Origin of the sequence: Chitinophaga polysaccharea, from assembly GCF_007829335.1 — a bacterium.
In the GTDB taxonomy this organism is placed as follows: domain Bacteria; phylum Bacteroidota; class Bacteroidia; order Chitinophagales; family Chitinophagaceae; genus Chitinophaga; species Chitinophaga polysaccharea_B.
The window spans coordinates 1-21,995 of sequence record NZ_VIWO01000009.1 but is presented as its reverse complement, the minus strand read 5'-3'; the positions used below and the strand labels follow the sequence as shown (position 1 = coordinate 21,995).

The window sequence follows — 21,995 nt, the reverse complement described above, 5'->3', positions numbered from 1 at the left end:
TTAATGTCGGATAAAAATTATTTACTCACCGGGGTAAATGTTTCCATGGTCACAGACCGGTCTCTCATTACCAATGTGTCTGATGTGGATACCTGCATGTCCGGAAGCGTGATCTGGTATTGCAGATAAAGCGCATCCCTGTCTTTGCTTCCCCAGCTGTTCTTTTCTCCCCTTTTCACAAATTGGCCCTCTCCGGTAGCACTGACGTTGGCCGTAGCGGAGGAGATGGTACATTTTTCACCATCGTGGAAGGTGAGCAACAATGTGCAGTATATATTATTACCATCCTTGTCTTTATATACCACGGGAAATTCCAACTCTTTCATAGACCTGGTGCTTAATTTGTTCACTTCGTCTTTTTCCACATACATCGCATGCCGCACTACGGTTTGGTTTACGCTCCCTGACACTACATCTTTTCCTCTTCGCAGGTAGTTACCATGCCACTCGTTCACATATTTAATGGCATAAAGGATAAAATCCTTTCCGCTCAGAATGGAATCTGCGCCCGACTTGTCGGTAATACGCAATGGAATCACATAGGTGTTTTTGATAGCCTTGGGATCGTTAAAAAACGCGTCGGTCAGTTGCACCTCTACCCCGCCTGCCAGGCTACCTTGAGGGATGACAATCTTATTGTCTGCCAGTGAATAATAGTTAGCAGGCATGGGCAGGATTTGATCTTTGCCGGCACCAAACAGTAAACCGCTTCCCAAGAGGGTATTATCTACTGAGATGCCGATATTCAGGGTCTTTTTACTGGAATAGACACCGCCCGTTGCAGCCATTATTTTACATTTGCGCTGGTTATCCAACTCTGTACTAAAGATATCTTCCCCGAAAGTGATGGTACGAACGGGATATTGATAGGCGAAATATACCGTTTGATATGCGTAGTCGGGAAATGTTGCATCTTTGTTACATGCTGCGAGTAACAGCAGTATTGCGGGTATCAGGAACTTTTTCATCTTTGCTGTTTTCAAAAATTCAATTAAAAATGATCTCTGCACATGGCTTCTATTAATGCCAGCCTTTGTTTTGTTCGAGTGTGCCAAACTTCAGTATTTCCCCGTAAGGAATAGGGCCATAGGTCATGAATGGCAGAAACTGGCGGGTTTCCACATTCATAACAGCAGGAACATTATTTTTTATGCTCACCCCTCTGGCAGTTTCACCAAGGTTAACCTTCCAGCGGCGCAGATCCCAGAAGCGAAATCCTTCAAAGCATAATTCTATTCTCCGCTCATTCCTGATCAGCTCTCTCATCTGGTCTTTATTACCTTTGGCTTCTTCGAGGTAAGCGTCCCCGTTAGTAGTACCTACACCTGCTCTTTTGCGAATAGCTTTGATCACATCATAGGCAGAAAATGGATACTTACCGGCTCCTAATGGTCCCCAGGCTTCATTTGCGGCTTCGGCGTAATTGAGAAAAATTTCTGTATACCGGATATGGGGTTTGTAATGCCGTTGATTATTGGTGGAATTAGGGTTAAGGTTTACATCCTGGCGCAACAGCTTGCGTAAATAGTACCCGGTTCGGGTAGATGTTCCTACTATGTTAAGTCCATCATTAGTACCGCCGTCGGCCGCCGTACTGATAACCGTATTATTCGGCCCGGCAGTTCCACCGTTCACCAGGATAAACATGCGCAACCGGGGATCTCTGTTTGTATAGGGATTGGTGGCATCATAGCCGCTGCCTGCGCTGCCAATAGGCATTCCGTTGGCCATAGGGAAAGCGTCCACCAGGTTCTGGGTAGGATTGATACGTCCATTACCAAATAATCCGGGTGGATAATTGGCCTGCTCCAGGTCGCGGTTGTCGCCATAATTATTTCTCCAGAGTATTTCTGCGGGATTGGCGCCATCGGCCAATCCCGCAATTTCAGCGGCGTTAGCATACCAGGTAAGACCATTGGAAGCCAATGCACCCACACCTCCTTTAAGAGAAAGTACTTCCCCGGCATAGTCGGCAGCATCGGCCCAGGTAGTGGTATTACCGGTACCAAAAGCCGGGCTGGCAGCCAGCAATGCGGCTTTTGACCGGATTGCCTTTGCAATACGTCCGGTAAGGAATCCGCGGAAAGCGGCGCCAAAGGCCCGGTTATACTGTTCGAGGCTCACAGTGCCATATTTCGCAGGGATGAGCGCGGCGCTTCCAATATTTTCGTAGTCCAGAGGAAGCAACTGATCTGCCATTGACAGATCACTGTAAATTTGCTTCATACAAGCCTCAAAAGTAGCGCGCGGTTTATTGAAATCAGCATTGGATCCTTGTACGTCCGTGATAATTGGCACCCCCAGTACAGCACCGCCTTCAGACACGCCCCCGTGCGCCTGCAATAAGTGATAATAGAAAAGTGCGCGTAAACCGGCGGCTTCACCCTTTATCCGCATCGCAAATAATTTACTTACGATGGGGTCCGACACCCAATGTACGGTATCTACATCACGTAATATGATGTTAAGATACTGAATGGCCGCATATGCGTTGGTCCACTGACTCAGCGGATTGTTATTTGCTGTCCATTGCCCATTCGCCATTTTCAGGAAACCATTACTCTGATCGTTCGTCACGGCGTCGTCGGTGGCTACATCATTAAAGGACCAGGAATTAGTGGGTATCCGGTTATAGCCATTCAGCAATATGCCAAATGGCAACGCGGCATCATTGGGAGGATATTTACCTGAATTCAGGTTCCGGTTATTCTCAATTTCCGGCACCAGCAGATCTTTACAACCGGCAAATAGCCAAAGGCAGGCCAGCAAAAAGATAATATTTCTTTTCATAAAACGGGAACTTAGTTATGCGAATGAAAAAGATTAAAACAATCCCTTTATACCAAGGTTATACAAGCGTGTTTGCGGCGCGGCACCCACATTCATTTCCATTGTTTTGCGTTCGGCCGACACCGTTAGTAAATTAAAACCGCTGATATATACCCCCATTTCTTTCAGTACTTTCTTCCTGCCCAGCAATCCGCTCATATCATAAGAGATCTGGACTTTCGCCAGGTCTATACGGTCAGTTTTGTACAACCAGAAATCTGAACTGCGGAAATTATTATCGCTGGCAAATGTTGTAAGACGGGGATATTTGGCGGTTTGCGCTGTTTCGGGCGTCCAGCGGTCTCTTACCACGGCAGAATATTTATCTTCTCCATCTACCCAGAACCAGGAGCTATTCTTCATACCATACGCGCCAAAACGCCCTACAGCCAGCGCAAAGAAGGAGAAGTTTCTCCATTTGGCACTCAGGTTAAGTCCCAATGTAAGCGGAGAACCAGCCCAGCCGGCACGACCCAGGTACACTTCATCGCGGGCATCAATAATGCCGTCCCCATTTTGATCTTTATACTTAATATCGCCTGGTTTTACCTGGCCAAAAGCCTGGGCCGGAGAATTTTTAATATCATCTGCATCCCGGAAGAATCCCTGGTTTTGTAATCCCCATATAGCATCCAAAGGCTTACCCTGACGATATTGATAGTTATCAGCATACAACTCCGCGCGTTTCGCTGCGGTTGTTTTATAATAGCTGCCTACCAGTCCTATTGTATAACTGACCTCCCGCAACTTGTTATGGAAGCTAAGGCTGAAATCGGCGCCCACTCGTTTATCATCGTTATAATTGATGTAGGGGATAAAAGAGGATGACGGGAACCCGGTGGTGAAATAAGAAGGATAAAGTACATCTGGCTGAATGATATTTCCGGTAATTTTATTGACGAAGAAATTACCTTCCAGTTTTATTAACTGATGAAAGAAAGAGCCATCCAGGCCAATACTGATTTCTTCCCTTTTGGGAAAACGCATATCAGGATTGGCGCCCCGGCGCGACTCTGTAGCCTGCACGCCAGTACCATCTTTCCAGCCAAACCAGCTTCCCTGCGTGGTATATACTCCCTGGTATAAATAATATGAGGCTATATCCAGGTCAGTATGCAATACTCCCGCGGAAGCAGTCAAACGCAGCTCATCAATGGCCGATATTGCCCGCAGGAAAGGTGCATTACTAATTCGCCAGCCCAGTGACACCGTTGGAGAAAAAGCATTTCTATTTCCTTCCGGCAGCTTCGCACTATGAATCATGGCACTGCTAAAATCTATGTAGTAGGTGTTTTTAAAATCATAGCCCAGCTGCAAACCCAGGTTAGCATTGCTGGTACGGTGATATACCGCCGACTCTGATTGCTGGAAACCATTCACCAGTAAAACAGCAGAAAGATGGTGCTTGCCACGGATGGTATTCAGGTAATTAAACTGGCCAGTAGCAGCAATAGTCTGACGATACCAGCTACTGCTAACATTCTGTACGCCGGAAGTAGCATCCTGCCCATATTGTGTCAGGCTGCTGATTAAGTCCTTACCGGAATAAGTATTCCAGGTGGGAGCATACACCACGTAATTATTATTATAAGCCAGGTTGTAAGATGTATTATAATCAACTGCAAACGTGGCACGGAAAGTAAGTCCTTTCAGCAAATTTCTAAGGTCTGCATTCACGCCTGTATTGAACAGGAACTGCCGGCTAATATAACGGTTGTTACCACCGGCGTAGATCGCCGCAAAAGGATTTGTCTGATCCAGCTGTGTTCCTCCCAGCAAATACTTCCCGTCGATAATATGATTACTGTTTTTTACGAGCACATTGGATGCCTCATCATCTCCTTCTATTCTATCTAAAGGAATAAGTGGCGCAAAACGATAAGGGCGCAAGTTTGCAGCACTTCCCCAGTAATCCGTATTTACTCCCCTTCCGGTATAAAAGATAGCGCTGGCATCAACATTACAGGAAATATAATCGCTCAGGTTAACGTCTACGTTACCACGCAGATTGAGGCGGTCAGATTTCCCATTTTGCCGGGCCTCACCAAAATTGAGCAACGATCCGGAAGCCTGGTAACCGATATTCGTATAATAGCGTGCCTTATTATTTCCACCGGATATTTCCGCCGTTACATCGTAGCGGCTAAAGAATTTTTTAAGGTATTCATCTGAATAATAATCTACATCGGGATACCTGTATTTATTCTTACCGGAAGCATACTGATAAATAGTCTCAGGGCTATATAAATCCGTAAGTCCATCATTACGGCGCGCCTCATTATAGAGCGTCATATACTCCGCTGATCCCAGGTAGGTGGGATATGCTTTGGGGACGTTGATCCCGCCGTTTGCTCTTACGTCTATCCGTTGATTACCGGCTTTTCCTCTCTTGGTAGTAATATATACCACCCCTTTCGCGGCCCGGCTGCCATATAATGCCACTGCATTCACCCCTTTGAGAAAAGAGATTTGCGCTATTTCGGTGGGCAGTACATTGGTAGCCTCGCGGGGCACGCCATCAATGACAAGCAGGTAATTTCCCATTCCCCATATACTATTACCGTTAAAACCACTGGCCCAGCTCTCCATATTTTCGAGGCTATAGTTCATATAGTTTTGTGTCATTTGCGGCAATACGTCTACCACGGAAATACCACCCGGCAGCTCTCTTTTGTTCAGCTTGCGGAATGCTACCTGCACCATATTGTTGTCAGGAACATTTGATATCGCAATGCCCGTAGTATCTTGTGCCTGCGCCACCGGCATGAGGCCCGTCAGCGCTATAGCGGCTATTAATGCTTTCATCTGATTCATGAATTTTTGAAATTAGCGTAAACGATACAAGTAGGAATTGTACGTTTTACCAACCAGGATTCTGTTTAAACTCCAGGTACATATTGGCGTCTGCATTTTTCAGCGGCAACCAATAGTGTTTCTCGGAATACTTGCGTTCCAGGATTACCGCTTCACGTAAGTTGAGTACCCTATTATTCGTGGGATCAGTAGTACTGAATGCTGGCGACCGGTCAAACTCAACAGATTTTTTTAGGGTATACGGACTTTGTATCAGCAACATCCACCTTCTCAGGTCATTAAAGCGATGGCCTTCAAAAGAGAGTTCCACCGCCCTTTCGCGCCGGACTTCGCTCATAAATTCATCCAGCGCACCAGTAAAGCGTGCGGCCACATGTCCCGCTCCTGCCCGGTCGCGGATCGCATTAATGGCGTCCAATGCCGTTTTGGTATAATTACCGGATTTTCCTGTAGCGGATCCATATCCCTCAGCCGCTGCTTCTGCGTACATCAGATACACGTCTGCCAGGCGCATGTAAGGCAGATGGATATTGAGCGCTTTATCATAGCTCCAACCGTTATCAAATCTATTGGCAGTCATTGGAACAAACTTGTGGAGCAAATAACCGGTGCGGCTGGCGCTACTAACATCGCGGTAACTGCCACCGGTGAAAAGATTCGCGTAGCGGTTCTTTTCGTCTGTAGTAGCACCTTGCACACATTTCACGCCATCGAAAATGATATCATTATAAAAACGGGGATCCCTTCCTTTCCAGGGGTATGCCGGATCGTAGCCCGATTCCGGATCTGCCTGTGTAATGTTTTTGATGGGTAGCCCATTAGCCATGCCATAATAATCTACGTAGTTAGCAGTAGGCGCAAAGGTGATGGTTTCCCCTGTCAGCAAAGCGGAACCATACTGTTTTGCGGTGCCATAGGTAGAACCATGTGCACCATAGTAAGGACCGCGAAAAATAGCTTCTGTACTGCCTGGCATTAGCCAATTTTGGCCGGCGCTATAGAAATTAGTATAGTACTTTGAAAAATCCACGAGACTATATGGAGCGTCGCCCGACTCGCAGCGTTGCAACAGTTCACCGAAGGCTTCGGCCGCTTTCTGGCAGTAGGTGGTGCTGTAGGTTTTGCTGCCGGTAGATACATAATTCATCAGCGGACTTCCAGCCCATAGGTAGTTTTTCCCGAGATAACCCAACGCCATGATCTTATTAATGCGTAGCTGATTTTTTCCCAGCGTCCTTTTCCCGGCAATAGTATTATCCCAGTTTACCGGCAGCAGCTTTGCCGCTTCACTGAAATCTGCAGCTGCTTTATCTGCGCATTCGTTATACTTCAGCCTGGGCAATGTTAGCTTCTGATCGCCCGGAAGTACTTTATCGATATAGGGCAATCCACCAAAATACTGAATGAACATAAAATGAAACCAACCTCTGAAAAACAATAGCTGACCTTTGATCAGGTCTTTTTCTTCCTGGGTGGCATCGGTGAGCTTATTGAGGTTTTCGAGGCCCATATTGGCTTTACGAATGCCATACCAGCCCAGTTTCCACAATGATTTTGCCATTCGGTCGTCGTTGGTGCTGGTGTTGTTCCGATCCATCCACCCTGCCTGCCAGCCATCAAATTGTGATTGCCATCCCCAGAAATCACCGTTATCTATTTTTATAATGAAATGAAAATCACGCGCGGTAGATTGAATTTCATCTTCCCCCCAATTCCAGGAATTCGTCCAGTAAGCATTTGTAAAATCCGGGATGCAGTGATAGAGTTCTTCGGTATACCCCTGAAAACTAATGAAGGTTTTAAAGGCATTATCTGCCGATACAATAGATTGTGGTTCCCTGTCGAGAAACTTTGTACAGGATGACAGGCCATGAATGGCGGTTATGCCAAAGGTTGCCAATAACAGCTTTATATATTTATTCATAACGGTCATGTTTAGAAGGTAAAATTGGCGCCGAGATTATAACGCTTTACAGTAGGATATGCTCCCTGCGATGCCCAGCCAGTGCCGGCAAAGTTTGATTCACGGTCATCCGGCATCTTGCTCCAGGCCGCCAGATTATTCCCGTTGAGATATACTCTCAGCGATTCAAGCCCTACACGCTTTATAAAGCCTGTGTTAAATGTATAGGCAATTTCTGCGTTCTTTAGTCGCAGATAGGAACCATCATACATATATTGAGTACCCCGGTAATAATCTGCCGGTGTTGACAACCAGCGGGGCATTGGCACATCTCCATTGGTGTTGTTCTTTGACCAGTAACTACCCTCATCATAAACGGTATGTCCCTGGGATCCCAAACTATTAAAAACCACCTGGCGGGTGACGTTATTAGCGGCATAGAATTGTACAAAAGCACTCATTCCTCTCCAGTCTACGCCCAAAGTGGCATTGTAGGTATTCGTAGGCCAGCCGCTATGTCCATAAGGGATATTATCCCGCGCGTCAATCACACCATCACCGTTGTAATCCACGAGGTAATAGTTGCCCGGTAATTTCTGATTGTCGTTGGTATTATGTATTGTACTACCATACAGCTCATCCCAGGTGTTATAGTATCCCTGGCTCACGTAGGAATAAGCCTGACCAATCTGCATGCCTTCCGATTTTTGATAAGCCGGCAGCAATGCGGGGTTATCAGCCTCGATGACTTTATTTTTTGTATGGGTCATATTCAGATCGGCCCAAACCCGGGTTTGTTTAGATGCCTGGTAGTTGAAGTGCAGCTCCAGCTCATAACCCTGGGAATTTACCCTGCCCAGGTTGGCCACCGGTGGCGTGGCACCATAATAAGAAGGTACGGAAGACCGGTTAGCTAATAATATTTTAGAGCGCCTGTCCTGGAAGAAATCAGCCTTACCTTTTATGAATCCTTTGAATAATTCAAAGTCGGTACCCACATTGAATTTCTCTGCCTGCTCCCACTGCACATTGGGATTACCTACAGTAGCTTCCCGGTACCAGTTATATGGACTTTGCTCGGCGCCTTCCCCGGTGGTGCCCAGTCGCGCCTGTCCGCCATATGCCCAGTCGGTAAGGTATAAAAAGCGGCCCGCCACGTTATCAAAACCCGTTTGTCCGTATGAAGCACGGAACTTTAACAGATCCAGGAACCTGATATTCTTCATGAATTTTTCATTGGATACAATCCAGTTTACACCCCCTGAGGAGAAGAAGGCAAACCGGTATTTGGGGGCAAATTTTTCGGAACCGTTATAAGCGCCATTATACTCGAACGTATACTTATCATTGTAGGTATAGGTGGTACGAAACACCCAGTCTTCCCGGTACGAGGGTATCATGCTGCCGTAAGCGGTAACATTGCGATTCAGGAGTCCCATGGCGGTTACACTGTGCTTATCCGCAATGGTTTTGGCATAATTCAGCTGCAACTGGTAGAATAACCGGCGCTGGTTATCCGTCACCGCTCCTGCTGCCGGCGTCCATTTTACCCCTTCCTGGAAATCGAAATTGGTTACACCGTCAAAAGCGCTCTTATAAAATACATTCCCCGTGGCAGGATCGATCCATTTACGCTGAACATCATTATAAAGGTCATTGACTCCCCTGTTACTTTCCACGAAAGTATTGTCCATGGAAAGCGTACCATTAAACTTTAATCCTTTAAGGAGCATATCCAGGTTTTGTTCCACCGTAAAGTCGGTGGTGATGCGGGTAGTGGTCTGATATTGGATACCACCTACAGCCAGGTTTCTGGCCGAATTCTCCGCCCTTCCTTCATTGGGTGCATAGTACCCCCAGGAGCCATCGGAATATACCGGTAGAAATACATCCGGCGCAGTGGTATAGGCATCAATCCAGGATCCATACTGATTACCGGAAAATCCCCACGGACTTTTCCGTACACCATACGAACCCGCGAGATTTACTTTAAAGAGCGTAGACGACGTTAATTGAAAATCCAGGTTAGAACGTGCATTTAACCGGTTAAAGCCGAAACCGGGTTTATACCCGCGTTTATTATCATAAATTTTAAAAAGATCTGCTTCATGCAGAAAGTCTGCACTGGTAAAGTATTTGACAAAACGCGTCCCCCCGCTGATATTCACGTTGGCATTTTGCGACATCGCATGATCCTTGAATAAGGTTTTTGCCCAATCTACATTAGGATAGCGTTCCGCTTCTTCCAGGTTGGCCGGGTGCCGGTATTTATCTAAAATGGCCTGTGGGTAGTAGTTGTTCCAGCTTTCAGGCTTCAATGCCAACTCGTACTCAATAGCTTCGTTAACGGTACGAAGCGCATCATATGAATCTGCTTTGCCCGGTAATTTAGAAGGCGCTTTCATAATGGTATTCACGGTAGCGCGAATAGATGCTTTCCCCGCTTTTCCTCTTTTGGTGGTAATGAGGATAACGCCGTTGGCGCCGCGTGAACCAAATACTGCAGTTGCCGAAGCATCTTTTAAAACGGTGACCGTTTCTACAGAGCCTATATCCACACTGCTCATAGGACGTTCCACCCCATCCACCAGGATCAGGGGATTGCTATTATTCCAGGTGCTAAGACCACGGATAAGCAGCTGGGGGTCTTCTTCGCCGGGCAACCCCGTACTTTGGGCAGTAATCAAACCAGGTACATTCCCGGTGAGCGCTGCACCAATATTTGATACGCCGCCTGCCCGTTCCAGTACTTTGCCGGTAGTTTGGGAAACAGCAGCTACCACACTTGCCTGTTTCTGCCGGCCATAACCCACTACTATTACATCTTCTAAGCCAACCACTTTATCTTTCATGACAACAGCTATATCCGATCTGTTCTGGATATTTACTTCCTGTGATACTTTTCCTATGTAGCTAAAAACAAGTACCTGTTTGCCAGACGGAACATGAATGGCGAACTTACCATCCCCATCCGTACTGGTACTTACCTTCGTATCTTTTACCAGTACTGTTATACCCGGGATGGGCGTCTTTTTCTCATCCAGCACTACTCCCCGGACCAGACCTGCATCCTGGGCTTGTAACGGCAAATAACCGGGTAATGCCGACAACATAAACGCCGTCACTACCAGCCATTTCCATGACATCTGCGAAAGAATCATTTTAAACATGGAATTCAAAAAATTTAATGTTAGGGCAATAAGGGTGCTGACAGCCTGTAAAAGACCATCGCGCCGGAATACCGGCATAAACAATCACAATGCGATAAAAAGACAGTACAGCGATAGCAATGCTGATACTACCCGGTTAAGGATGAAACTGAAATTGGTTGTAATGGGACGTGGTGACCCAGACGCATTGAAATTTCATAAGTAATCATTTAGCGTTTTAAGTAGCGCATTTTTTCATAACGTAACAATTGAAGAAGGGTGACAAGATATTGGAACAAAAAACATGAATCGAATCTACAATAGGGAAGTATATATCCATGGCACTAATCTCCAAAAGGATAGCAATAATGTCTAAACAGACAGCCCCCTTACCTCCCGGCGTTTAACAGCCATTGTAATAACCAGCAACGCATTTATTTAAAAAGCTGTTGGGCGAAGTTGAATAAGTTATTTCTCCATACCGGCCAGGTATGGCCGCCCGGATATTCGCTATAGGCATATCTGATCTTTAGTTCATCCAACTTTGCCAGCATAAGCTGGCAGTTCTTAAAGGCAATATCCTCTTTTCCTCCCATTGAAATCCACAGTGCTTTCAGGCGGTTGTTAATCGTGGTGGCATTAGCTTTCATAAAATCATACTGAGCTGCTGCAACGGCACTTTGCCTCGGCTGCAGCCAGCCCGAACTAAATACTCCCAGGTAGGAAAACAGCTCCGTGTTTTTAATACCAGTGTAAAGCGTATGAATGCCTCCCATAGATAAACCAGCTAATGCCCTTTTGCTGGCATCGGTTTCAACGCGAAATTGCTTTTCTACCAGGGGAATAATCACCTCCTTCAGCTCCGACTCAAATGTTGTCAATGATGATTCATCGAAAGCCGTACCGCCAACATTAGCATCCGGCATCACGATCAACATGGGTTCGGCTTTTTTCGAAGCAATCAAATTATCCATGATCAGGTCGGCCTTGCCTTGTTTGGCCCAGCCAGTTTCATTTTCGCCACCACCGTGTAAAATATAGAGCACCGGATATTTCCTTTTTGTATTTTCGTCATAGCCGGGCGGGGTATAGATATATAACTGCCGCCATGCACCTGTAACCCTGGAAAAATATTTCCTGGTGCGGATATCTCCGTGCGGCACGTCTTTCAGGGCATAATAATTGGCGCCGGGTATTTCAATACCGGCTGCCATTCTTCCCATACCATAAAAAGTTTCACTGGCGGGATCGGCAACGGCCACGCCATCTATCAGCAATGAATAGTAGTGAAAGCCCTCCCCTATGGAATCTGTTGTTACTGTCCACAAACCACCGGAATCTTTTACCATATCATATTTACGGCCCAGGTCTACCTGTACCGTCCGCGCTTCCGGCGCTTTAACCTGGAAGATCACACGGTGATCGGCCAGTATCTGCGGATACTTTGCATTGCGCACATTGGTCTCCGCAGGTACGCCTGCCACTTGATATTTTGAGAAGGTGGTAGTGTCTACTGGTTTAAAAATCAGTTGGGAAAACATATATAATCCATTCTTCCACACTTTAAAATCGTGTACGCCCGACTCAATGTAATAGATATGCGGCACATTGTTCTTTTGCAGGTAATCGTGCGTGCGCTTACTGAAGGTAATTAATCCATCGCTGGCGCCGCAGGAGATCCAAAGCAGCTTTATTTGCTGTTTTGCGGCTGCAGGATCCGGCACCAGCTGTTCCGGTGTTTTGGTATTGGGGGCAGATGAGAAGCCGCCTATCCATGCAAATTTATCCAGGTTGCCGAGACCAAAATTCAGTGACTGCCCCCCGCCCATCGACAAGCCCGCAATGGCCCGGTGATCCTTGTCGGTGTAAACAGGATACTTCTTTTGTACATACGGGATAAGATCGCTTAGTAAATCTTTTTCAAAAGTGGCAAACGCCTGTACTTTGTCCGGCGCCATAATATTACCTGTTGCCCGGTCGTCTTTCATGGCCCTGCCGTTGGGCATGACTACGATCATCGGCTCAATTTTCCCATCGGCGTATAAGTTATCCAGGATTACCTGGGGCGAGCCGCCATTTAACCATTCTTTTTCGTCACCTCCGATACCATGCAGCAGGTATAGTACCGGGTACTTATGTTGCCGGGAAAATCCTGGTGGGGTATAAATCAGCGCCCTGCGCGGATTACCTACTGTTGTGGAGTTGTAACTGATGGTATCGATGCTGCCGTGTGATATTGCTGCACGCGGGATGTCAAAACCCGGTGCTGCATGTTCAACAACGTTTTGGGTAAACGCAGGTAGCGCAGCCCATAGAAAAACAGAAAGACCAAATAGTGTTTTTTTCATATCGTGGGATTTTTTACGTCTATATAAATTTGTCGACCGGTTATTCCCTAAAATAATAAATGTCATTTAAACAGTTAATATAATAACAGGAACATTGCCACCAAAGCGGCCCGTTATTTTTCTTGTCTTAAGAGCCGAACGCTTTCTATCATAATATCTCCAGGAGACTTCCCGGGGAACCGGATAAAAAGATCATGTTGACCAGACACCTGGCGCAGGCTGCCTGTGTGGAGGAGGCGCCCGCCAGGTTTTACCTGCACTACTGCAACCTGTTTTCCTTTCTCGAGGTCGTCTGTCAGTAGTTCCAATTGGCCACCCCGGGTAGCATTACCTGTTATTTCAACCGCCTTTGCTTCGCCGGCGGCTCCAAAATCCACTCCTGATATCATTAACCATCCACCATGTACAGAAGAAGTACTAACGCCGGTACCTTGCCCTTGTTTTATTTTGCTGATACCATAATAGTTGCTGCTTCCTATAGCCGGCAGTGAGGAAAATCCGTCTTTACAAACAAAAAAGCGAAAGTCAACCGGGCCTCTTTCTGCAAACAGCCCGATGCTGGTACCTACCCAGCTGTTAAAATCAGGTTGCGCTTTATCGATGGGCACTGCACTTACGGGCACACCCACCTGCTGCCAGTTTTTACCGTCGGTACTGAAGAAGCCGGTTAACTGGTGTTCAAACCTTTGCAGTTTAAGCCAAACATCTTTTCCTTTAGGGCGAGGTAATTCTCTCAAGGCTGTATCCAATTGAAACACAATACGTGGATTTTTCCCTGAAGCATAATAAAGGCGGGCTACTACGCTTTGCTTTCCATTGGTAAGATAAATACCACCCTGCGCTGCTGCATTGCTGTTGGTCACTTGTACCTGCGTAACAGCCGAATAGTAATGATCCGTTTCCTTTTGTAGCAGGTGTGTTCGCCCGGTATCCGGGGACAGGCGGATCCATCCTTTGTGTTGGGTCAACGAATAGGCAGCGGCCGCAGATTTTGTTAAGAAATGCCACCAGGGCCCCAGGCTATCGGTGTCAAAACGATCTGTATGTACACTGCGCCAGGGCGTGTTATCATTATCCAGTGCGGGCTTCGGTACCGGACCACTAGCCGGTGCTACTCCCCACGGACGGTCGCCTTCCCATAATACCCGGTAAAGCGATGTTTGTCGCCCCATGCCGGACCAATCATCGTTGCCATGCTTTTCATAACTCTGACCTATGGTCCACCAGGTGCCATCTGCCAGTTGTACGGGCGCTGAAATATGATTGGGACGCGGGAACGTATTGTTGGGGTCCGTAATAGGCTTGAAAAAATCGCCCAGTCGCTCCCACTTCGAGGAATCGGCCGTTAACTCCTTTGTCCGCAAAACATATTGGCCGCCTGATACGTCACCGGCGGGGAAATAATAATAGTAGCCATTCCGCTTACACATCACCGGACCTTCCGCCCAGCTGTACTGGAGTTTCGCGTTCATCCAATCGAGGTCGATCACTGAGTCGGTGAGTTGTCCATCCTTTCCGAGTGCCTGCAACCTGTTCACTTTCTGGCCATTTTTTATCACCATATAAGGCTTACCATCATCATCTACAAAAATGGAATTATCATAGCCGAGTGGTCCTGTCCCCGCATTTTCGTTTACCCGTACCGGGTGAGACCATGGCCCGGCCGGTGATGATGCCTTCGAAAACCATTGTCCCTGCGAAGAAAAATAAATCCAATAAGACCCATAAAAATAAGTGATGGCCCCCTGCCATACACCTGCTCCCGGGCGGTCTGTTACTATATTGGTATTTGCCGGCGATAACACACGACTAACCACTTTCCAATGTACCAGGTCTGTGGAATGATAAATGGGTAGATAGGGATTAAAATGAAAAGAAGAGCCACAGTGATAAAAATCGTTTCCTACCTTCAGCAACGTAGGATCAGGATGATCGCCGGGCAAGACCGGGTTCACATAGGTATTAACCGAGGTATAAAAATGGACAGCCGCCATTTCCTCTTCCGGCGACGGATCAAATGAGCGAATAGCATTACTTTGCTGGGTAAACCCGTTTTTTATCATCAAAGTCAAACCTATAAAGACAAAAATCAATACTCTTAAAAACATCTGGCAACTATTTTTTGTGAGTACAAAGTAATCAGCCCTCCCCTCAAGTGACCGCCACAAATGTTGAAATAACGAGTAAAAATGTTTCGTCAGGGAATATAAGAGATCTAAACCTCCCATTCTTAGCGTGTATTTATTTAATGGGGGGGGTAGTTGTATAAAATACATCAAACACGACATAATGACAGGAAAGGGTGGATATTAGAAAAGAAAAAAGCCCCGCAAAGAGGTTTAGCCAGGAAAATTATTTCAAAACCCAGGTGTTGTAACATTTCTTCCCACAATCTGTAACATTTGGGGCCCCTGTTTTAAAGAACATCTTAGTAGTTTCACCTCAGCTTATCGAGGGAGAGATTTCCAGTTATGAAAAATTAAGAGAAAGATTTCCAGTTATGAAAAACCCGCTATTGCCGTTAATCTTCCAATGGCTTCCCCTGCGTGCCGCCACGCTGTCAGCATCCTCATTGAAGTATCACTGTATTCATGATGTACTCAACCAATATATAAATATGAAAATATGAAATCATCCAAAACGAATCACTGACGATTGTAGCTGCTATGGGCACCCTATTAATTCCTTTCGCAGGTGATGATGCCTTTGTTCAAAGATTATCAGATAAGATTACCGCGGCTTCGGCCCCAGGGAGCTTTCATTGCGGTCTAAAACATCAACAATACCGTTGCTGCCGATGAGGTGGCACCCCGGACGGGCTTTCTCTGCGATAAAGGGTACGACCTGTCTTGCCGCTTTTGCTTTTTCCGGATTGATTCACTTAAACCATTCAACGTTTATGAAAACAAAACTACTGCAACCATTTAATCACAGCGCTATGTTACCCGTTATTCGCGGATCTTTTATGTCGGCTAAAGCATACCCGCTGTTCAGGCAAAAGGTGCTTGCCATCCTCTGTTTGCTCTCCGTATGTACGACGTTTCCGGGCTATAACGTGAACGCACAGACCACCGCCAGCTATACCTGGAAGAATGCACCTATTGGCGGTGGCGGATTTGTAACGGGCATTATTACCCACAAAACATCCGGCGACAGGTATTGCCGCACGGATGTAGGCGGAGCCTATCGCTGGGATGCGGCGAATAATAAATGGATTCAGTTACTCGACTGGCTTAACGAGTCTGAAAATGGCTTTATTGGCGTGGAAGCCTTAGCACTGGACCCACAGAATGCCAATAATGTTTATATGCTCTGTGGGACTTCTTATATCAATGGCGGAAGAACGGCCATATTGAAATCCACGGACAAAGGGAATACTTTCACTTATACCGACGTTACGGCTAAATTTAAAGCGCATGGAAATGGCAACGGACGCGGGAATGGAGAACGCCTTGCAGTAGATCCCAAAAACAGTAACATATTATTCTGCGGAACCAGGGCCAACGGACTTTGGAAAAGTACGGATGGCGGCGTTACCTGGAACCTTGCCTGGAATGGCGTTACTACTACCCCCAATGAAAACGGGATATGTTTTGTCATGTATGATCCTTCCGGTAACGTAGTGGGCGGGGCTAGCCAAACCATTTACATAGGCGTTTCCCGCACCGGCAGTGGGAATATCTATAAGAGTACAGACGGAGGAGCCACCTTTACCAACATTTCTGCCACAACCAGTTTTATGCCGCACCGGGCAGCGCTGCAGGGAACAACCATGTATGTTACCTATTCGGATGATGCCGGCCCGCAATCCAGTGGAGGCAATGGAAAGTTATATAAGCTCAACACCGCCACCGGTGTGTGGACAAACGTTACTCCTGTTTCTTCGAAGGATTATCCATACGGGGGAGTAAGTATCGACCCAACGAATGTTAACCGGGTCATCGTTTCTTCGTGTGGCATGTATTGGAACAACCAGTTTGGTACCGGCTGGGGAGACTTTATTTTTCTCTCTACCGACGGCGGAGCTACCTGGACCCTTAAAAACGGTACGAATGCCACCTATGACAGCAACGGCATGGCATGGACTAACGGCGGCGCCGTTAACTGGATGGACTGTATCGAGTTTGACCAGTCCAACCTTTCAAAAGTGCGGGTTATCGGCGGAGGTGGCGTATATACCTGTTCCGATATCACCGCTGCAAATCCTTCCTGGAAATACGATGTAATAGGGCTTGAAGAAACAGCGTTACTCGACGGCATCAGTATTCCCGGAGGCCCATTTATTTCTTCCTTTGGAGATGTAACGGGCTTTGTGCATGAGCCGCTGACTTCCTATCCGGCCAAAAAACTTAGTCCCACAGATGGTAACAACCAAAGCATTGCATATGCCGCAGGCAATACCAACAAGGTGGTAAGAGCTTCTAACGGAGGAAACGTTGTTTACTACTCGAACGACAAAGGTGCCACCTGGACGGGGGTTGCTACCAATATGGGCTCCCAGGGAAGGGTGGCCGTCAGTGCCGACGGAGGCACGATACTGCATTGTCCCGGAGGTTCCACCACCACCTACTATACCACCAACAACGGAGCCAGCTGGTCTGCCTGTTCAGGTGTATCTCTCGGCGACGCTGCACCGGTAGCAGACCAGGTAAATTCGAACTATTTTTATATCTACTATCCCTCCAACGGGCAGCTGCTGCGGAGCGCTAATAAAGGAGCCAGTTTTTCGGTAGCAGGTATGCCCGGCGCGTCAACGGCAAACTATCCATGGGAAGCCGCCCAAATCCGTACAGTGCCGGGCTTTGAAGGACATGTGTGGGTACCTCTAGGCCGCAATGGATTAAAATACTCCACCAACTACGGAACCGCATATACGACTGTTTCAAATGTAACCTATTGTAAAACCATAGGTATAGGAAAGACAATGCCCGGATCGAATTATCCGACTATTTTTATCTGGGGCACCGTATCAGGTGTGACCGGTCTTTTCAGATCAACAGACCAGGGGGCTACCTGGGCCAGGTTAAATGATGATGCTCATCAGTTTGCAGGTGCTCCATTGCTGATTGGCGACATGAACGTTGCCGGAAGAGTATATATGAGCGCCGGCGGCGGAAGAGGTCTAATTTATTGGGACCCCGCCGCCTGCACGCCTACCGCCATTACCCCATACGTACAGGTTAATGGCGGAACCTGGCAGCAAACAGCCAATGCCGCTGTAACTGCCGGCAGCAACATACAATTTGGTCCTCAGCCCATACAGGGAGGATCATGGAGCGGGCCGAATAATTTTAGTGCGGCCACAAGGGAAGTATTCATTTCAAATATCCAGGCTAACCAGGTTGGCAACTACGTAGCCACGTATACCAATAGCGGAGGATGCCAAAGCACGCAGACGTTCAACATCACCATGACCAGCTCCCTGTTGCAAACAAAGGTTAACACTAATGATGATGCTGTCAGCCTATATCCGAATCCTACAAGTACAGGCAGGTTTACGATTCTTCTTCCGGAAATCTCCGAAAATACAGTCATAAGAATTTATGATAACCAGGGCAAAATACTTTACGAAAAGATAGCTCGCAGCGGTAACAAAATAGAGATCAATTCACGGCTTGGAGCGGGATTTTATCTTGTCACAATCGATTCGAAAACATTTAGGTTCACTAAGAAGCTAATCGTTCAATAACAACTATTTCACTGGCTCCTGGGAATGCTTCCAGTAAAGCATTTCCAGGAATCCCAGGCGATTTCGACCCACGGGTTAGCCGCAGGCCTATACTATATACAGATAAAAAACCGGGAGATGACTATAACAATTGCAGGCAGCATAACAACAGCAGTGATGTCTGTATTCAAAATGTTTTCAAATATTTTCAAGCCGGTATGCACCTTCTCAGTGCAATTTGTTTACTTTTTCCAAACTCATAGTATATAACTCCCGGCTTTCCTTGCTGAAATATACTTTCGTACATATTGTATGTAAAGATGTTAAAGCAATTGCCATTGTTTGAAATACGCGCTACCCTCTCTATGTTTCAGTAATATAAATGCGAAAGCATTGTAGTATTTATACTACACACGCTGCAACGCATCGGCCGAAATCCGGCCGGCATCTTACTTTCAACCGGCCACAATAAAAAACTAAATACACTTCGCTAACCCATCTTATTCCAAAAAATTTGCGCTTCAGCAAATACTACTTATCTTGTATCGTCAGTGAATTTATACAAAATAGTAAACCCATTTTGAAAACCCATATCAACAAGCCTTCGTAAAAGCCCTCATACAACGTTCTCATAATAAACCATACAGAAAACCGCGATTTATCAATTTAATCACTATTCTATGACGCTCCGTAACCTTTATGGAAACCCTCCCTGCGTGGCTGATAACTATCAGCTCATTGTAGACACCCTTACCGATTGGGGTATCACTTTATATACCGGCGTTACCGGCGGTGGTGTTATTCACCTCCTAAAGCACCTCAAGCCCTTTGACGACCTGCCCTCCAATGAACCTGCTTTTCTAACGCTGGGCGAATACAGCGCGGGATTTGTCCCCCTGGGCTATTACCTGGCAAGCGGTAAAATAGCCGCCGCTGTGGCCACTACCGGCGCCGCCACCAGGTTGATCACCTGCGGACTCAGTGACGCCAAGTTGCACGACATACCGGCAGTTTTTATTGTGCCCGTTTCCGGTAGTAATACCATAGGCTTCTCTCCATTACAGGATACTTCCGTATATGGCAGCAATACTATAGCACAGCTACGGGCAGAACTGGGAGAAGCTGTTTTTGTACTGAATGATCCATTTTCATTAACGACTCAACTGGCCCAGGCGAAAGCCATGCTGGACCGCTCCAAACCGGTGGTATTGGTGTTAGACAATGAAGCCGTAGGAAGTCCTTTAATGGAGTATACTATGCCGATGGCCGAAGAAGAAAGATCGGTAGAAGACGATTTCCTGGATGCATTTGTGTCTACATTCCGGAAAACAGTGGATGATAAGCGGGTAGTACTGCTGGTAGGAGAAGAAATGGCACGTTATCGCCATGCCAAACAACTCACCACGCAGCTATGCGAACAATTACAGGCCGCCGCCATCTGGAGCATCAACGGCGCCAACGCGGTGAGCCAGGACAACCCTTACGGTTACGGCTATATTTCCTTTGGGGGAAATGATAAGGCTATGTCTTTATTTAATTCACTTGGTGCACAGGATGTACTGCTGGTACTGGGGGCCTGCCCCGATGAATACACCATTAATTTTAGTGGTTTTAATGCCGCGCATACTTTCTTCCTGGGGAATATTTCCGAGGCATATGGACTGGTAGAAAATAGTCTGCGCCACGTGGCTACAGGCGGGTATGACCATGTGTACGGACCGCTGGACATTTTGTTAGGCGCACTGATAGACGCCGGTCAACGCTATCCTTTTACCAACAGGCCTATGGCAAAGGCGCCGGCAGATCTGAACGACCGCCCGTTTGCCACGCCGAGGGAAGGATATGTGAATATGGCTACTTTATATCAGCGCCTCAATAAGTGGTGGCCGGTACATTCGCTGGGAATAGACGATGTTTGCCTGGCTTATAAAGACCGGCAATATGTAACCCAAAGACCTAATGATAATATCGACTTCTACTCCCTCTATCGCGGTTCCGCCATGGGTGGTGCTTTTGGGGCAGCGGTCGGAGCTAAACTAGCTGACCCTGATCGCCCCGTTTTTTTGTTCACCGGCGATGGCTGTTTTCGCCTGTTCTCCGGTTCTTTAGGAGAAGTGAGCCAGCTCGGCATCATCATTTTCCTGCTGAACAATGAGTCGTTGTCTATCGTTGAGCAGGGACTGGAAAAAGTACTACCTGGTATCGCCGCACCGCACTATCATGCCCGTGTGGCAGCAATTGATTATTGCGCTATCGCGAGGGCTTGCGGCTGGGAGGCAGCACGATTGCAGCCCGATCTGAGTAACCTCGGAGAACTGCTGCATCGTATCGAAATGGACGGGCAACGTTCCCTGCTAATTGAAATACCCGTAGATCACCAGCAGGAGCTGGGCCAAAATCCCCGTCTCAAAAATTTATAATTACAAATGTATGTCGTCAGTTCTTTCTTTAATCACACAAATAGACCAGAATTTCCTCGACAGGAACGGCAAGGGACTTCCCACGCCAGCTGGCATTACTGCTCGCGCGCAGTGGTTGCACGAAGCGGCGCCCTATAGTATCCTTGCGCACGGAACAGGCACGGACCCACATTTTATTTATGCGAATCAATTTGCCTTATCCTGTTTTAAATATAACATAGCAGAACTCTTGCAGCTTCCTTCCCGGCTGAGTGCAGCACCGCAGGACAGAAGTGAACGGGAGCGGTTACTACACGATGTCACGCTCAATGGCATCGCTTACCACTATACCGGCCCTCGCGTTGATAAATACGGAAATACTTTTACTATTTACGATGGCGTGGTATGGCGATTAACGCATCCCGACGGATTACCGCTCGGACAAGCGGCGCTTTTCTGGCTTCAGGAGGAAGAAAGGCCCGCGTGGTATACAGGCATCAGATAGGAATATAAAATAGGACAGTCAGTAAGAGGCTGTATCATAAATAAATGGTACAGCCTCTTCTTTTTTGATGGTGCATTTTATCAATTTGAGATAATATCTTAAAAAATCAATATTCTTTTGTCATTTTACGCCGCCTTTTTACGAAGATTATGTGCCAATGCTAATAACCCAGCTTCAATACTCACCTTGTCCATACCTCGCATCATAAATCGTTTAAAAAGATGATTATGCTTGATGTTGGCAAAAACAGGTTCGGTGTCATGGCATCTTTGTTTGCGTTTTTCCATACCCCGCTTTGTTTTTAACCGCTTTTCTACTTGTCGCTTTAAACGATTTAAATTGTGATTTACCTCTATTATCCGGTTCCCTTCTTGTCCATG

At 46.8% G+C, this 21,995-nt stretch carries 11 protein-coding genes; 3 read left to right on the top strand and 8 right to left on the bottom strand.

All coding sequences use genetic code 11. The annotated features are described in order from the left end of the window. Positions 1–17: 17 nt before the first annotated feature. The 7 genes from FHW36_RS24925 to FHW36_RS24895 form a co-directional block, all read right to left on the bottom strand. Positions 18–968, bottom strand: coding sequence for a DUF5627 domain-containing protein (locus FHW36_RS24925; protein ID WP_145673202.1), 951 nt, complete (start codon positions 966–968; stop codon positions 18–20). Between the two features lie 52 nt (positions 969–1,020). Further along, a complete protein-coding gene (locus FHW36_RS24920) occupies positions 1,021–2,790 on the bottom strand; it encodes a RagB/SusD family nutrient uptake outer membrane protein (protein ID WP_145673201.1) in 1,770 nt (589 codons plus the stop codon). A 33-nt stretch (positions 2,791–2,823) separates the two neighbouring features. Beyond that, positions 2,824–5,634, bottom strand: coding sequence for a SusC/RagA family TonB-linked outer membrane protein (locus FHW36_RS24915; protein WP_145673199.1), 2,811 nt, complete (start codon positions 5,632–5,634; stop codon positions 2,824–2,826). A 55-nt stretch (positions 5,635–5,689) separates the two neighbouring features. Next, positions 5,690–7,567, bottom strand: coding sequence for a RagB/SusD family nutrient uptake outer membrane protein (locus tag FHW36_RS24910; RefSeq protein ID WP_145673198.1), 1,878 nt, complete (start codon positions 7,565–7,567; stop codon positions 5,690–5,692). An 11-nt stretch (positions 7,568–7,578) separates the two neighbouring features. Further along, entirely contained in the window at positions 7,579–10,716 is a 3,138-nt protein-coding gene (locus tag FHW36_RS24905; RefSeq protein WP_222429173.1) for a SusC/RagA family TonB-linked outer membrane protein, read from the bottom strand. A 413-nt stretch (positions 10,717–11,129) separates the two neighbouring features. Beyond that, complete coding sequence (locus FHW36_RS24900) at positions 11,130–13,043, bottom strand: alpha/beta hydrolase-fold protein (RefSeq protein WP_145673197.1); 1,914 nt, start codon at positions 13,041–13,043, stop codon at positions 11,130–11,132. Positions 13,044–13,156: 113 nt separating this feature from the next. Further along, positions 13,157–15,106, bottom strand: a complete 1,950-nt coding sequence (locus tag FHW36_RS24895; RefSeq protein WP_145673451.1) for a family 43 glycosylhydrolase — start codon at positions 15,104–15,106, stop codon at positions 13,157–13,159. 836 nt (positions 15,107–15,942) lie between these two features. Here FHW36_RS24895 and FHW36_RS24890 point away from each other — a divergent pair. The 3 genes from FHW36_RS24890 to FHW36_RS24880 all read left to right on the top strand — a co-directional run bounded on the left by FHW36_RS24890 (position 15,943) and on the right by FHW36_RS24880 (position 21,615). After that, positions 15,943–18,732: a T9SS type A sorting domain-containing protein gene (locus tag FHW36_RS24890; protein ID WP_145673196.1), complete on the top strand. Its 2,790-nt coding sequence runs from the start codon at positions 15,943–15,945 to the stop codon at positions 18,730–18,732. Positions 18,733–19,391: 659 nt separating this feature from the next. Continuing rightward, positions 19,392–21,131: a thiamine pyrophosphate-dependent enzyme gene (locus tag FHW36_RS24885; RefSeq protein WP_145673194.1), complete on the top strand. Its 1,740-nt coding sequence runs from the start codon at positions 19,392–19,394 to the stop codon at positions 21,129–21,131. A gap of 10 nt (positions 21,132–21,141) precedes the next feature. Beyond that, complete coding sequence (locus FHW36_RS24880; RefSeq protein WP_145673193.1) at positions 21,142–21,615, top strand: MEKHLA domain-containing protein; 474 nt, start codon at positions 21,142–21,144, stop codon at positions 21,613–21,615. Between the two features lie 125 nt (positions 21,616–21,740). Here the strand turns inward: FHW36_RS24880 and FHW36_RS24875 are convergent. After that, the coding region (locus FHW36_RS24875; RefSeq protein WP_186452590.1) for a transposase at positions 21,741–21,995 on the bottom strand (255 nt) is incomplete at its 5' end.